Source organism: Acinetobacter sp. FDAARGOS_724 (genome assembly GCF_013364475.1).
Lineage (GTDB): Bacteria > Pseudomonadota > Gammaproteobacteria > Pseudomonadales > Moraxellaceae > Acinetobacter > Acinetobacter variabilis.
The window spans coordinates 1158910-1175148 of the sequence record NZ_CP054908.1; the positions used below are offsets into that span (position 1 = coordinate 1158910).

The following is a 16239-nucleotide window of genomic DNA, read 5'->3' on the forward strand; positions in this document are numbered from 1 at the left end:
TTAGGTAAAAGGGAACCGGGCTTGCTTATGCAAGCGCAGCTTCAGGTTCAGACTTTTTTGCAGTAGCTTGCTCCACTTCATGCTCTACCACATAATGAGTTTCTTTCGCGATTCGGCCTTCTTCATCAGTCGGAACTACCCAGATTTGTGGGCCTGTACCGTTATCGATCCGGCCTTCAGTGCCGCGCTTCAAACTGCTATTAGCGTCTTTATCCAGGTTGAAACCGAAATGTGGTAAATAAGCCATGGTTTTTTCACGAATATACGCCGAGTTTTCACCAATACCACCGGTAAAGAACAGACCATCAATACGTGGCAGACCACAGCTTAAAGCAGCTAAAGATTTCGCCAGACGGTAGCAGAATACTTCAATCGCAAGAGTCGCATCTTCATTGCCTTGTTCTGAGGCTTCAATCAGAGTACGCATGTCATTAGACAGATTGTCAGATAAACCAAGCAAGCCACTTTCTTTATTGAGCATCTTGTCAATTTTATATACATCCCAGCCTAAGTTTGCAGCCAGGAAGCTATGCAAACTTGGATCGACATCACCACTACGGGTCCCCATCACCACACCTTCAAGTGGCGTCAGACCCATTGAGGTATCTACACTTTGGCCATTCCATACGGCACAGGTCGAACTACCATTACCGAGATGCGCTGTTAACCAGCCACCTTGTTTGAAGCTGCCCGCAAGTTCAGAACCGCGATCTGATACATAAGCATGGCTGGTACCATGGAAACCATAACGACGTACGCCATATTCGGTATAAAGGAATTTAGGCAGGGCATAACGGTAAGCATGTGCCGGCATGGTTTGATGGAAAGCTGTGTCGAATACTGCGACTTGTGGCAAATCTGGGAATAAACGTTTAGTCGCTTCGATTCCGATCAGGTGAGCCGGATTGTGTAAAGGCGCAAGTGGAGTTGCTTCGCGAATTTTTTCAATAATTTCGTCAGTAATCAGTTCTGCCTTGATCAGGCTGCCGCCATGTACCACACGGTGACCAATGGCATCCGGCTTGTAATTCGCCAGACGCTCTAAACCTACTTCTAGCGCTTTCTTATGATCTGCAAAAGGAATATGAATATCGACGGGTTCATTACCGACAGTCACACCTTTAATACGGGCATTTTCTGTGCCTAAGTTCTCAGCTAAGCCGTGAATACGGAAATTCTGTTCTTCAAGCAATAGGGCAAACTTGATTGAAGAAGAGCCACAATTAATAACTAATACTGATTTAGACACGATTGTTTACCCGATTCTAATTAAAATTCTCATCCATTTCGTTGACCTGTCTGCTGGCAAAAGCGACACAAGATAGGTCTGTGATCATGTTTTAACATGGGTTTTTTTACTGTCCTAGATAGACTTTAGCCGATTAGACTTAAGCATTATCGACCATAGCGACAATAATAATTAAAATTTATCAGTTCATAGTTTTCATTTATAAATAAAATACTGTTAAAAAATGATCTATCAAACTGTAGCTTATATTTCTTAAAAATAATGTTTATTTATTCTATCTTTTAGGTATGGATATGAAGAAATTATATGCAATTTTATAAAGGTTGCATATTTACTTGAACATGTCTTTTATCAACTCAATGCATAAAAATCAGCCTTGCGAACAAGGCCGATTTTATTATCTATTTACTGACGAATCTGACCATCACCGAAGACTACCCATTTCTGGGAAGTCAGGCCTTCTAAGCCAACCGGGCCACGGGCATGAATTTTATCTGTCGAAATGCCGATTTCCGCACCCAAACCATATTCAAAACCATCAGCAAAACGGGTAGAAGCATTGATCATGACTGAACTCGAATCTACACCAGCTAAAAATTCGCGAGCGATGCTGTAATTTTCCGTAATAATTGAATCGGTATGATGCGAGCCATATTTATTGATATGTTCAATAGCTTCCTCAACACCTGATACGATTTTAACTGCCAGAATCGGACCTAGATATTCGGTGTACCAGTCTTCCTCTGTTGCTGCGACTACCTGATTGCCCAAGATACGCTGGGTTTCACGACAACCACGAAGCTCTACCTGTTTTTCCTGATACAGCTCAGCAATTCGAGGCAAGAAGTCTTCTGCAACTTTCTCATCAACCAGCAAAGTTTCCATGGCATTACATACGCCATAACGATGGGTTTTGGCATTTAAAGCAATGGGCAGTGCTTTGAGCAGATCAGCCTGTGCTTCAACATAAACATGACAATTCCCGTCCAGATGTTTAATCACAGGCACACGTGCCTCTTCAGTAATGCGCTCAATTAAGCCTTTGCCACCACGCGGTACAATCACATCGACAAATTCAGTCAGGGTAATCAGCTGGCCAACCGCAGCACGGTCAGTTGTGTTAATCACCTGAACTGACGCTTCAGGCAAACCTGCTACTTTCAAGCCATGCTGGATGGCAGTTGCAATGGCCTGGTTAGATTCCAAAGCTTCTGAACCGCCACGCAGAATAATCGCATTTCCGGATTTCAATGCCAGTGAAGCAGCTTCCAGAGTTACATTGGGACGTGATTCATAAATCATGCCCACTACGCCTAAAGGCACACGCATCTTGCCAAGCTGAATGCCTGTAGGACGGTAAGCCATATCGGTAATTTCACCAATTGGATCTTTCAGGCTGATCACATCTTTCAGGCCCTGTAACATACCTTTAAAGCGTGCGGGGTTGAGTTCTAAGCGATCAAGCAGGGCACTGTCCAGATTGTTCTGGTGAGCTTTATTCATATCAATTTGGTTGGCAGCCAGAATAGCGGCCTGACTGTTTTCTAAAGCGGTATAAATTGCTGACAATGCGCTGTTTTTAGTTTGGGTAGACGCACGAGCCAAAATGCGAGAAGCCTGGCGTGCCTGCTGTCCTACCGTTTGCATGTATTGTTCAATAGACTCTTGCATAGCGGTTCAATCACTTAGAAATTTCACTTTGATATTAACAGTCTGATGCCGGACAATGAAGCCCATCACTTAAAAATCATAAGCTTTTCACTGTTTCTAAACATTTTGAAATTGTTTTATCTTTAAAAGCAGATAAGTGGTTGTCGAATCAGTTGCTTGTGAAAAGCCGCTCTGTATAGAATGAAATGTAGCGACATAGATGTCATTGATATAATTACTACAGCGCAGGATGCGTGTTCAGGATAATCGGAATAATCCTGAAGCATAAGATCTGTAAATAATGACTTGCACAATAAAAATAAGGCAAGGACGGAGGAAAGGAATATGAATTCCATTATCCAGATGGATGCCCAGGCATTGGACCAACATAGCCATTATGGTTTTTTTGATCTTTATGATAAGCACAGTTTCAAGCAACCAGCACGTACGACATGGATCGATGGCTGGAAAATCGAGTATATGGCCATTGCGCGTCCTGATACTTTGCATATGCGCCCAATGGTGATTATTGGGGGAGCTTTTCAGAACTTTAATTCTTACAAATATTGTGTAGAACAGTTATTTGATGCGGGACCTATTATTTTAATTGATTTACCTTCCATGGGGGCCAACCAGCAAATTACTAACGTTGATACCGGCTTATCTGCAGGAACACTTGAACTCGAAGATCTGGCCGCGATGCTAGGCCAATGGCTGGATCAGATGCAATTGCCTAAGGTGGCTATTCTGGGAATGTCTCTGGGTTCAGTGGTGGCTTCCTGTCTGGCGGATCAGCGCCCTGAACTGGTAGACCGTATGATTTTAATGGGTGTGATGCAAAAGACCCGTAAAAGCTGGCGCATGCTGCTGGAAGAATCTCTGCATTTAATGAAAGAACAGCGCATGGATGAATTCGGCCAAGCGGTGATTCTGTATCTGGTCAATCATGCACGTTTAAAAGAAACCCGTATGTCGCCAACAGCAAAACGGTTGTTCTTTAAGCAGATGTCCGAGTTTACTGCCACTGAGCAGGACCGCTATGATATCAACTGTAACCGTCTTTTAAGACTGACCAATGTACCGATTCCTCAATGCAAAGTTTTGGTGGCTTGTGGGCAATATGACAGCTTTACCTTGCCACATGAGAATGCCAATTTTGCCCTGCAATGTCCAAACATGCAGTATGTGCAGATTGCTTCTGCAGATCATGTGCCTCAGTTACAGCGCCGTAAAGAAACCATGCATTTGTTTGCAACTTTCTTGCGTGATGAACCGGTTGATCAGCTCGAAGGTATTATCCCGTTCACCCGTGAACAGATGCAGCAGATCGAACGGCGCGGTGAAGAGCGGATTACGGTTCAGGATCCACAGCGTTATTTAAGTCATCGTCATTCTGATCTGGTACTCAAGGCAGAAATTATTGATATGAATTTCTTTGGGGTATTGCTGGAATTGGAACCTGGATTAACCGATCTGGCAGCCGCATATCCACGTGATCTGGCTTTGTATCTGGAAGATGAAGAAGGCGAATTCAAGATCGAATGTTTGATCTTCGAACATGATGATACTCAGTTACGTGCTTTGTTCAAGCATGGCAGTTTTGATGTGGCAGAGCGTTTACTACGCTTTGTCCAGAAAGAGAAAGCCCTTCAACAGGCTGAAGTATTCGATGCAGTCATCTAAACAATAGAATTCATAAAAAAACAGCGTAATTAAACGCTGTTTTTTTTCACTGCATGAATCATCCAGACCAAATCGCCTAGATGTTCATCCTGTTCATAATGAGGATTCTGCTGTCGAGGCTCTGCAAAATAACGTTTTGGTTGTTCGACCTCCACCTGCATAAACCCAGCTTGCTGAAAAAACTGCTGTAGTTCTTGAGGTGATTTAAAATGAAAGGTAAACGCACTGCGTGACATGAATTTCAGCAGACGGCTGCAGGCCCAGATAAAGCTCGCCAGTTTATTTTTGACCGGTTCAGGATAAATATCACTGAGATAATGCACTTCACTAAAGTCTTGACCATATTCGGTAATGCCTTTGAGTAAAGTAAACAGCATTTTTTGATCAAAGTAATTGATCAGGCCTTCACTAATAATAACGAGAGGTTGCTGCGGGTCAAAGACTTTAAAAATATTCGCCAGTTCTGCACTAAAAATATCGGCACTCAATACTTCCGGGGCATCCTGATCAATCTGCTGCAAAGCATTGGTTTTGATCCTAGCCATATCGGGCAGATCCAGCTCCCGATAATTAATCCCGGGAAATTTCTGTCTAAAATTCCAGCTGCGTGGGGATAAGCCACTGGCAATTTCCAGTACCTGTAATTGAGGATATTCACTAATTAACTGACCTAGGTGTTCGTCAATCATTTGATGACGCTGTTTCAGGGTGGTGCGCATACTGCCGCCTACATGACGTTCAGCCCATGACTCCAGTGGATGAACCAGTTTGGCAAGGAATTTACCTTTAGAGGTAGCAAATACCGGATGTGAAATCCCCATTTTGTACCAGATATAGCCAGTATAGTGTGCAGTAAAAGAAATATGGCGATGTTGTGAAAGAGATTCTGTCATGTCGTCCTGACCTTATTGTTGTTTTAATTCAATGCTGCTCATTAATATAGCAGTCTTTTCAACATGATAATAAAAAAGGAACACCTTGTCGTGTTCCTTTGTCGTATTCAGATCATTAAAAAATTACAGAACCTGATCTTTAAACTGGCTGATTTCATCACGGATCTGGCGCCATTCATCTCCAAGATCCAGTTCAGTGCCGATCCGAATCTCTGGAATTTTTCCGCGCATGCGTTCCAGGCGGTGCTGATTGGGCAATAGCAGATCCTGAATGCCCTCAAGTGCAATACACTGTGCTGCGCGATCATTACAGACCAATCCCATATCACAACCTGCTTTTAATGCCGCCTGAATCCGGGCATCAGCACCGCCAGCCACACAGGCAGCCTGCATGCTTAAATCATCCGAGAACAGTACGCCGTCGAAGCCAAGTTCTTGACGTAACACTTTCTGAATCCAGAATTCTGAGAAACCGGCTGGATTTGGATCAACCTGACTATAGATAACATGGGCAGGCATAAGCGCATCGAGTTGTGATTGTAACTGGATAAAAGTCTGCATATCCTTTTGCTGGATTTCTTCATAGCTGCGCATATCAATGGCAGCGGCCACATGCGAATCGGCCTTAACCGAACCATGTCCCGGGAAATGTTTGCCAGTCGAAGCCATACCAGCACGTTTCATACCTTTCAGGAAAGCACCAGCCAGTGGAATAATATCCTGAATATTTTTAGCAAAGCTACGGTCGCCAATCACATCACTAATATAATTCAGATCCAGCACAGGCGCAAAACTAAAGTCAATTCCGACAGCCAGTACTTCGGTGGCCATTAACCAGCCACATTTCTCGGCCAGTTCCAGTGCTTTTTCACGATCAGTCTGGTAAAGCTCACCAAATTTACCCGTAGCAGGCAGCAGGGTAAAGCCCTGTTTCAGGCGCTGTACACGGCCACCTTCCTGATCCACTGCAATCAGAATATCTGGACGAACCTGGCGCATATGATCAGTCAAGGCACGGACTTGGGCAGGAGATTCAATATTGCGACCGAATAAAATCACACCACCGACTTGTGGTGCACCCAAGAGTTCAATATCTTCTTGAGTAAGGGTAGTGCCTGCGATGTCGAGCATCAATGCGCCAATCATATGCGGAATCCATTTTAGAATTTTCGGGGAAAACAATACCTGAATTCTGCAATGATTTGCTACACTTTGTCAGCACAGAATATGATAAAACTACACGACATAAACATATTAAGTTGTTTAAGATGCTGAATACTTTAAGTTCTGCTCGAAAAGCAACACGGTCAAATTGGTCTTGAGGCCAAGGAAGTACGAATTATTTATGAAATTTCAAACAATAGCTTGTGCAGTTGCGATTGCGACAGGCGGATTATTTTTTACCCATGTGGTGAATGATGCAATTGCAGCTGATGGTAAAGAAGTAGTCAGCAAAGCAGTGCTTCAACCTTCTCAAGAACAGGCATTGGTATCCCGACAACTGGCAACTCTCGTTGATCGCCAACATTATTTGAATATGCGTCTGGATGCTCAGACTTCACAGCGTATCTTTGATTTTTATATTGACAGTCTGGATGCAGATCACAGTCTTTTTCTGGCATCTGAAATAGAAGATTATAAAAAACGCTATGGCGCTACTTTCGGTGCCAATCTGAAAGCTGGTAATTTGTCTGGCCCTTATGAAATTCATGCACAGTATCGTGAGCGTTTAGCCCAGTTCTATACCTTTATGCTGGAAGAACTGAAAAAACCGCAAAACCTGAATCAGAAGAATGTATATATCGAAACGGATCGCGAAAAAGCGCCATTCTTTAAAACTCAGGCTGAACAACGTGCTCACTGGTCAAAAATGCTGCTTTCTCAGCTGATTAACCTGACGATCAGTAAGGAAGAAGAGCAAGCTAAGCAGAATGCACTCAAAGCCAATCCAGAACTGGCAAATGGCCAGGATCTGACTGGGCCGGAAGATTTAACACCTGCTCAAACTCTGACTAAGCGTTATACCCGTCAGTTAGAACGTCTTAGCCGGATCAAGAGCGATGATGTACTGGACAAAACCCTCAACGCGATGATGCTGACTTATGATCCGCACAGTAATTATTTCCCGCCTGTAGATGCGATGGAGCTGAACCGTCAGACTACATTGCAGCTGGAAGGGATTGGGGTGTCGATTCGTCCGGAACGTGGTAATGAAGATTACACCAAGATTGAAACCATTGTAGAAGGTGGGCCTGCCAGCAAATCAGGACAGGTAAAATCAGGTGACCGTATTGTTGGCGTTGCTCAAGACGGCGAACAGATGGTCGATGTAATCGGCTGGCCGAGCAATGAAATTGTTGGCCTGATTCGTGGTAAGCGCGGCACCAAAGTAACGCTGAAGTTATTAGGCCCGGGTGCGACCATGGGACAGGCGCGTAATGTCAGTCTTGTACGTGATGTGATTCAGGAAGAAGATGCCGGGGTTAGAACCCGTACCGTTGAAATCCAGCGTGATGGTAAAAAATATCAGTACGGTGTGATTGAAATTCCATCTTTCTATCTGAACTATCGTGCCCGTCGTGCGGGTACCGACTATCGTTCAGTATCAGAAGATACCAATAAAGCTTTGAAAGAACTGGCTGCGAAGAATGTTGCCGGTATTATTGTGGACTTACGCAATAACCCGGGTGGTTCACTTGAAGAAGTGGCACGCATGCTGGGACAGGTCATCAAATCGGGTCCTGTAGTTCAGATTCGTGATGGTAACGGTAATGTCAGCGTCTTTGAAGATGATGATGGCGGCGCACAAACCTATGCTGGCCCATTGGCAGTAATGGTGAACCTGGCTTCTGCATCTGCAAGTGAAATTTATTCAGCAGCAATTCAGGATTATGAACGCGGCATCGTGATTGGTAGTACCACAACAGGTAAAGGAACTGCACAGGTTCAGCTGGATAGCTTGGCGCATGGTCAAGCAACGCTGACTCAGCGTAAATTCTACCGTGTGACCGGTGGTAGTACCCAAAATAAGGGCGTGATTCCGGATATCAAACTGGTCGATATCTATAACGAAGAATTTGGTGAACGTAAGGCTAAAAATGCCCTAGAGTGGGATACGATTCCAACTGCACCATTTAAACGTGAAGGTGTGGTACAGAAATATGTACCGGAACTGGCCAAGTTATCTCAACAGCGTGTCGCTCAGAACCCTCAATTCAAGTATCTGGAACAGCGTACAGCGGCCATGAAAAAAGTCGAAGACCAAAAACGTGTAGTTCTGGATCTGGAACAGCGTAAAGCTGAGTTGCTGGATATCGAGCGTAAAGCTTTAGAAGCTGAAAATGCCCGCCGTGCTGCAACCGGCCTGAAACCTTATCCGAACTGGGAAAGTTATCAGGCTTCTCTGGATGCCATGGTTGAAGCTCGAGCAAAAATGAAAGCCAAAGAGCGTCCAGCATTACCGGAAGAAGAAGCTTTTGTACTGGAAGCCGCGCATGTCTTGGCTGACTATGCTCAAGCACAGTCTAAACAGTAACTTTCACATAAAATAATATGATTTCTAAAAACAGCCTATCTCGATAGGCTGTTTTTTTGTGCAAATAAAATGCAATATCAATTAAATATAAAGTGCTATGTAACTAAATAAAAAAGAAAAATTTGTGATTTATGTCGAATAAAAAAGCTGGAATATTAAAGTTAATCAATTGATAAAATCTCAAAGACTTCTAATATATAAGCTGAATTTTTTATTTTATCGATTCAGGGCAATTTTAAACTCCACTCCAGCTACTGAAGAGATAAAAATATTGCAATAAATTTTGTATATAGCTTCAAGTTTGAAGCAGCCGGGATGAACTCTGAAAAGAGTATTTTATTTTTTATAGGGCGTAAATTTAGCGGGGAATCGTGCGAATACAGCTGCGCAATAAAATAAAAATGATCGCCCAGATGGAACATTTTATATGATTCATGCTCATCATGATGTCAGTCTGCTTATTGGATCGATGGCTGTGGCATTTATTGCCTGCTATTTGACGCTTACGCTTGAGCAGATTCTATTTCGTAATGTGTCGCTAAGGTTGAAAACCCTTATTTTACTGTTTAGCGGTGGCTTGCTGGGACTGGCGATCTGGGGAATGCATTATGTCGGCATGACGGCAGCTCATTTTCCTGATGCTTATGATATCGATACTGCACTCACCTTAAGTTCTTATATGATTGGGTTTGTAGGAGCAACCTTTGCCATCTGGCTCACCACCCGTAAAACCTTGCCTTGTGCCCGTCTGATTCTAGGTGCTGTTCTGATGGGGCTAGGCATGTCAGGAATGTACTATGTGGGGATGCTGGGCCTGAATGTTAAAAATCATGTGACTACCTATCACCCTTTATTAATGATCTGTTCGATCCTGATTGCAACGAGTGGAGCGGGACTCAGCTTCTGGGTGGCATTCAAATATCGACAGGCAGTACAAAGTACGATCCGGATGAAGCTCGTGGTCGCGAGTATGCTTACGTTGACCATTGTCGGGATGCATTATACGGGTATGGCGGCACTCAGTTTTTATGAAGATGCCCATCCATTGAGCCAGATCAGTCATTCCCATTATGACTTGTTATTTTCAGTCATCCTGATTAGTTGTCTGGTACTGGTGACTGCATTTGGTGTAGCCATGCTGGAGTTACGCTTTGAATCACGTAACCGTCAGCTGATGCTGGCCAATAAAGAGCTGGCGAATCAGGCGATTCAGGATAATCTCACCAAACTGCCAAACCGATTATATCTGGTCAAATATGCACAATTGCTATTTTCTGACCGGCAGCAAGATGCCCAGCATGAAATCGCTTTTCTATACATTGACCTAGATCGCTTTAAAGCCGTGAATGATGTATTTGGCCATCACGTTGGAGACCAGCTACTGATTCAGCTGGCTTATCGTATTCATCAAATTCTGGGAGATGATTCCAAACTGCTGTGCATCGGTGGTGATGAATTTCTGCTGGTGCTAGAAAATACTTCAGTAGAACAGGCCTCGAAAATATCAGAAAAGATTCTGGAACTGATTCAGGAAAGTTTCCAGATCAGTGGCAAGACCATTAATATCTCGGGCAGTATCGGGATCACCATGTATCCGAAGCATGGTCAGAATCTGCAGGATCTGCTGATCAATGCAGATGCTGCCATGTTGACTTCCAAGTATCAGGGACGGAATACCTATTCTGTTTTTAATTTCTCGACCGATCAGCATGAAAGCAAAAGCCAGAGCAAACTGATCAATGATCTGTATAAAGCAGTAGAAGAGCAGCAATTTATCTTGGTTTATCAGCCAAAATTTACCCATGATGAGCAGATCTGTGGTGTAGAAGCGCTAATCCGCTGGAAGCACCCATTGCATGGTTTGTTGGGTCCGAACATGTTTATTCCCGGAGCAGAAAAAACCGGTCTGATTATTCCGATGGGCTACTGGGCTTTGGAGCAGGCCTGTAAACAGATTCAGCTTTGGGAAGCTGATCATGCTGATTTTTTCCCGATCGGAGTCAATTTATCTGCAATTCAGTTTGAGCATAAGCATCTGATCAGTACGCTGGAGCAACTTCTGAATCAATATAAAATTGATCCTCAACATTTGATGATTGAGATTACTGAATCGACTGCCATGCATCATATTGATTCGAGTATCCGGGCTTTGCAGCAGTTGCGTCAAATGGGCATCCAGCTAGCGATTGATGATTTTGGTACTGGGCATTCCAGCTTTCTGTATTTAAAAAACCTGCCTGTCGATGAGTTAAAAATTGACAAGGAATTTATTCAGGGTCTGAGTGCAGGTTCCAAGGAAGAAATGATTCTGGAAAGTATTATTCAGCTGGCCATTAAACTCGGCCTGAAAGTAACGGCTGAAGGAATTGAAACTGTGCAGCAAGCGGAAATTTTGACCCGTTTGGGCTGTCAGCAGATGCAGGGCTATCTGCTGGGTAAACCGATGGATGTTGAGCAACTTGAAGCTAGGACCTTTGTTTCTTAAATTCATTAAATCACTATTTAGAATTTTTTTTTATTAAACTAATCAATTGTAAATTATAAAATTTATGTGGTTATCGATTTATAATTTTTAGATTGAGTAGTGAATTCAATCTGCTAAATAAACGAGTCAAAAAAATATCAGTTCAACCGGAAAAGAGAATGGGAAACTACGATTTCTCCAGTTTATAGGGCTGCTTATTGGCTCTAGAAATCTGCTACAATATCGTCAATTTTTTCATATTGATCGTATTTGATCTTGAGCACTGCGGTTCTGCAGTAGGTATTTTCCATGAGTTTTAAAGATGAGTTAGCGGCGCAGGTCGCTCAGCGACGTACATTCGCCATTATTTCCCACCCCGATGCCGGTAAAACCACCATGACAGAAAAACTGCTGTTATGGGGTCAGGCCATTCAGGTTGCAGGTATGGTGAAAAGCCGTAAATCGGATCGTGCAGCCACTTCTGACTGGATGGAAATGGAAAAAGAGCGTGGGATTTCGATCACCACGTCCGTCATGCAGTTCCCGTTCAAGGACAAGATGATTAACCTGCTGGATACCCCGGGGCATGAAGATTTCTCGGAAGATACTTACCGTACCCTCACTGCGGTAGACTCAGCGCTGATGGTGATTGACGGTGCAAAAGGTGTCGAGGAACGTACCATCAAATTGATGGAAGTGTGTCGTATGCGTGACACTCCTATCATTTCTTTCGTCAACAAAATGGACCGTGAAATCCGTGAGCCTTTAGAGCTGCTGGATGAGATCGAAAATGTCCTGAAAATTAAATGTGTCCCGATTACCTGGCCACTCGGTACAGGACGTGACTTCGCTGGTGTCTATAATCTGCTCGAAGAAAAGTTCTATGTCTATAAAGCCGGTTTTGGTTCAGTGATTACTGATATCGAAGTTCGTGATGGCTATGACCATGCTGATTTACGTGAAAAAGTCGGTGAGCTGGCTTGGGCGGCATTTGAAGAATCATTGGAACTGGTACAAATGGCCAATGAGCCATTAGATCGTGAAGAATTCCTGGCAGGCCGTCAAACTCCAGTGCTGTTCGGTACAGCTTTAGGTAACTTCGGTGTCGACCATGTTCTGGATACATTTAGCGAATATGCACCGCCTCCCAAAGCGCATCCAACTCAAGACCGTAAAGTAGAGGCAGATGAAGAAGGTTTTACAGGCTTTATCTTCAAGATTCAGGCCAATATGGACCCGAAACACCGTGACCGTATCGCTTTCATGCGAATCTGTTCAGGTAAGTATGAAAAAGGCATGAAAATGAAGCATGTGCGTATCGATAAAGATATCCGCATTAGCGATGCCTTGACCTTCCTGGCTGGTGACCGTCAGCATCTGGAAGAAGCATGGCCGGGTGATATTATCGGTCTGCATAACCACGGTACCATCCAGATCGGTGATACTTTCACTTCAGGTGAAAAACTGCAATTTACCGGTATTCCGCACTTTGCACCGGAAATGTTCCGCCGTGTCCGTCTGAAAGATCCGTTGAAGTCAAAACAGCTGCAAAAAGGTCTGAAAGAGCTGTCTGAAGAAGGTGCAACTCAGGTCTTCATGCCACAAAACAGCAATGACCTGATTGTTGGTGCTGTGGGTGTGCTGCAGTTCGAAGTGGTGGCGTATCGTCTGAAAGAAGAGTACAAGGTGGACTGTATTTATGAGCCGGTGAGCATCAATACAGTACGTTGGGTATCTTGCGAAGATGAGAAGAAATTTAATGAATTCAAGAAAAAAGCCCATGACCAGTTATCTGTTGATGGTGGTGGTCATTTGACTTATCTTGCACCAAGCCGAGTGAACTTACAGCTGATGCAGGAACGTTATCCGGATATCGTATTCCGTAACACACGCGAACACTAAGCCTTCAGGCTTGGAAAATGTTAAACAGCTTCTCCGGAAGCTGTTTTATTTTGTGCTACATTTAGACGACTCATTACTTATATCTCTAAAAAATCATGAAGTTTAGTAAGGAAATCCTGCTCGGTTCAGTCATTGGCTGCAGTTTGTTACTTGGTGCATGTGATAAAAATGAAAAAGAACAGCCAGTGACGGAACAGAAAAAATCTGCAGCAGTCACCCCTGAAGAAAAAGCCAAAGTTTTGCCTTATCTGAATATCCAGGAGAAATCGGCCGATATTGCTTTGCCATTTTGTGAAACTAAAAACTGTATTAATCTGGATATTCAAACCTTAAAGACAGCTGATTCCTGGCTAAACCAGTCTATTGAAAAGCAGCAAGCAAAAGTCATTCAGGATCAGATTGGCCTAAAGCAGGATATGAGTCTGCAGCAGGCGGTTAATGCGTATGTAAAAAAATCAGATGCCTGGCAAGCCCAGCTCAAACTGAATAAAGCCTATGAGTTATCGCTGTATACCCGTATTCCTTATCAGCGCAATCAATTTGTGTTAATGCAAATTGGGGTAGACAGCACTCAGGAAAATATCCGCGTCAATGAACGCTATTATTTCTTTGTGGCTGACCGTGTGCAGCAAAAAATACTCAGTCCGCTAGATATTATCAATCCTGAGCAGCAATTGCAGATGGATCAGATTGTGCAGCAGGCTTACCAAAAATGGTTAAAGGACAATAATGCAGAAGTCCAGCAGAAAGCACCAAAAAAACTGTACTGGGGGCAGGCGGACTGGTTCTTCGATCAGGAAGGAATTGGCTTACATTATCGTAGTCAGGAAATTAGCAAAGATGCCAAACAACTGGACATCTATTTAACCAAAGAACAAACACAACAAGTCTTGAAAGTGGATATTTATCAGAATATGTTCTAACAGGTAGGTCCTGCAAGGATAAATAATGATGTTGAACAAAGGTTAATGCATGTCAAATTATAAGAATGTTTTATGTCTGTCAGTATTGGCATCAGCGGTTTTGCTGAGTGCCTGCCAGCCTAAGGAAAAAGAGCCGAAAGAGCCTGCTGCGCCTGAAGTGGTACAGGCTCAGCCTGAAGTGCTGAAGCTGAGTGGTGATACTGAGAAGCTGAAACTGGCCTTGCCTGAATGTGAAGGAAAAAACTGTCCTGAGATTTCTATCGAGAGATTGAAAAGCAATCAGCCATTTATCGATGAATGGATAGATCAGCAGATTCTGCAGCAGCTACAGGGCATTTTGTCTATTGATGCGATTGAACCGGCGAAAGCATCTGCAGCAAGTGAAGCTGAAGCCGCTGCTTCCGAACCAAAAACTGCATTAGCCAATGTCAAAACTCCAAAACAGCAGCTTGAACAGCAGATTCAGCCGCATATGCAGACTTTCCTGAATCTGGATAAGGAGTTGAAAGCACTCAGTGCCAGCCATAGTATCAGCTTGATGATCAAACCGAGAATTCTACAATCTGGTGATCCACTCGCGACTGTGGTCTTAAACAGTACCCATTATCTCGGTGGTGCGCATGGCGCTTCTGCTCAAACCTACTACAATTTTGATCTTGAGCAGAAAAAGCTGATTAAGCTGGATGATATCATTCTGCCTAAACAAAAGGCTCAGCTCGAAGCCAAAGCTTATGAGGCTTTTAAAATCTGGGTGATGGAATCCAAACTGGCCAATGATGTAGCTGAATATGAACAGGCCTGGAAATTTAAGCTGACAGATAATTTTTACCTGTCTAAACAGGGACTGGCGCTGCAATATGCCGAATATGAGATTGGTCCTTATGTGGTGGGTTTGCCACGTCTGGTCATTCCTTATGAACAGCTGAATGGCATTCTGAAACCTGAATATCTGCCTCAAACAGAGAACGCTGCTTCAGAAGCCGAGCCTGCAACTCCTGCCAAAGCACGCTGATGGTTTCGTTATTTGATACCCATACCCATTTTGATGTTCCCGATTTCGATCATGATCGGGAACAGCTGGCTTATGCATCCAAAGCAGCAGGGGTGGAGCATCTGGTCTTAATTGGTTTTTTACAGAGCCGGTTTAAGGATTTATTGCAGACGCATCATTTTATTAATCAGTTAGACAATGCGCCTCAAAGTCATCTGGCACCCGGCCTGCATCCATTTTATATTGAGCAGCATCAACCTGAGCATTTACAGGATCTGGAGCAGTTATTAAGCACAGAGCCTTGTATTGCCATTGGTGAAATTGGTCTGGATACTTTCGATAAACGGCATAAACAGCCGGAACTTTTTCAGAAACAGAAAGATTTTTTTGCTGCACAGCTGGAACTGGCGCAGCAGTTTGATAAACCTGTGTTACTGCATATCCGTAAATCTCATGCCGATGTTTTACAGATTCTAAAACAGCATCAGTTTAAACAGGGCGGTATTGCCCATGCCTTTGGTGGCGGGATTGAAGAAGCCAAAGCCTTTATCAAGCTGGGCTTCAAGCTTGGAATAACAGGACAAATCACCAATCCGAATGCTAAAAAACTGCATCAGGTGGTACAACAGGTAGGGCCGGAATATCTGGTGCTTGAAACCGATTGTCCGGACATGACGCCTTTATGTTGCCAGCATTCTACTGAGCAGCGAACTCGCAATACGCCTGCCAATCTGCCTTATGTCCTGCAAGGCCTGGCCAAGAGTCTGCACATGGATCAAGATGAACTAGCACAGCAGCTCTGGAAAAATACCCATCAGGCTTTACATCTGGCGATTTAAGATAAAACCCTACATCGGTCGGAAACTGGATTCCAATTTATGATCCAGTGAAAAAAGGCGCATTATGCAATTTCTAAAATGCTTTAGACTTGGCATCATGCATATAAATT

11 protein-coding genes are annotated in these 16239 nt (G+C 43.6%); 7 read left to right on the forward strand and 4 right to left on the reverse strand.

All coding sequences use genetic code 11. From position 1 onward, the window contains the following. Positions 1–25: 25 nt before the first annotated feature. Positions 26–1249 carry an acetate/propionate family kinase gene (locus FOC32_RS06845; protein WP_104426627.1) on the reverse strand — a complete coding sequence of 408 codons (1224 nt, stop codon included), beginning with the start codon at positions 1247–1249 and terminating at the stop codon, positions 26–28. Positions 1250–1654: 405 nt separating this feature from the next. After that, positions 1655–2920, reverse strand: a complete 1266-nt coding sequence (locus FOC32_RS06850) for a glutamate-5-semialdehyde dehydrogenase (RefSeq protein ID WP_005232205.1) — start codon at positions 2918–2920, stop codon at positions 1655–1657. Between the two features lie 324 nt (positions 2921–3244). On the opposite strand from FOC32_RS06850, the gene FOC32_RS06855 reads away from it, so the two are divergent. Continuing rightward, entirely contained in the window at positions 3245–4582 is a 1338-nt protein-coding gene (locus FOC32_RS06855) for an alpha/beta fold hydrolase (protein WP_034169889.1), read from the forward strand. Between the two features lie 29 nt (positions 4583–4611). Here the strand turns inward: FOC32_RS06855 and FOC32_RS06860 are convergent, their stop codons facing one another. Then, complete coding sequence (locus FOC32_RS06860; protein ID WP_005232201.1) at positions 4612–5475, reverse strand: class I SAM-dependent methyltransferase; 864 nt, start codon at positions 5473–5475, stop codon at positions 4612–4614. Between the two features lie 123 nt (positions 5476–5598). Beyond that, positions 5599–6621, reverse strand: a complete 1023-nt coding sequence (gene nagZ, locus FOC32_RS06865; RefSeq protein ID WP_005232199.1) for a beta-N-acetylhexosaminidase — start codon at positions 6619–6621, stop codon at positions 5599–5601. 199 nt (positions 6622–6820) lie between these two features. Here nagZ and FOC32_RS06870 point away from each other — a divergent pair, with 199 nt between their 5' ends. The 6 genes from FOC32_RS06870 (at position 6821) to FOC32_RS06895 (ending at position 16129) form a co-directional block, all read left to right on the forward strand. Beyond that, positions 6821–9010, forward strand: a complete 2190-nt coding sequence (locus FOC32_RS06870; RefSeq protein ID WP_005232197.1) for a carboxy terminal-processing peptidase — start codon at positions 6821–6823, stop codon at positions 9008–9010. A gap of 427 nt (positions 9011–9437) precedes the next feature. Next, complete coding sequence (locus tag FOC32_RS06875) at positions 9438–11495, forward strand: EAL domain-containing protein (protein ID WP_104426626.1); 2058 nt, start codon at positions 9438–9440, stop codon at positions 11493–11495. A gap of 288 nt (positions 11496–11783) precedes the next feature. Further along, positions 11784–13376 (forward strand): peptide chain release factor 3, encoded by a 1593-nt coding sequence (locus FOC32_RS06880; protein ID WP_034703223.1) that lies wholly within the window; start codon positions 11784–11786, stop codon positions 13374–13376. Between the two features lie 95 nt (positions 13377–13471). Then, positions 13472–14299, forward strand: coding sequence for a hypothetical protein (locus FOC32_RS06885; RefSeq protein ID WP_005232178.1), 828 nt, complete (start codon positions 13472–13474; stop codon positions 14297–14299). A gap of 49 nt (positions 14300–14348) precedes the next feature. Then, positions 14349–15311: an RsiV family protein gene (locus tag FOC32_RS06890; RefSeq protein ID WP_005232176.1), complete on the forward strand. Its 963-nt coding sequence runs from the start codon at positions 14349–14351 to the stop codon at positions 15309–15311. After that, on the forward strand, positions 15308–16129 hold the full coding sequence (locus tag FOC32_RS06895; RefSeq protein WP_034169895.1) for a TatD family hydrolase: 822 nt from the start codon (positions 15308–15310) through the stop codon (positions 16127–16129). The genes FOC32_RS06890 and FOC32_RS06895 overlap by 4 nt, the downstream gene beginning before the upstream one ends. Positions 16130–16239 lie beyond the last annotated feature (110 nt).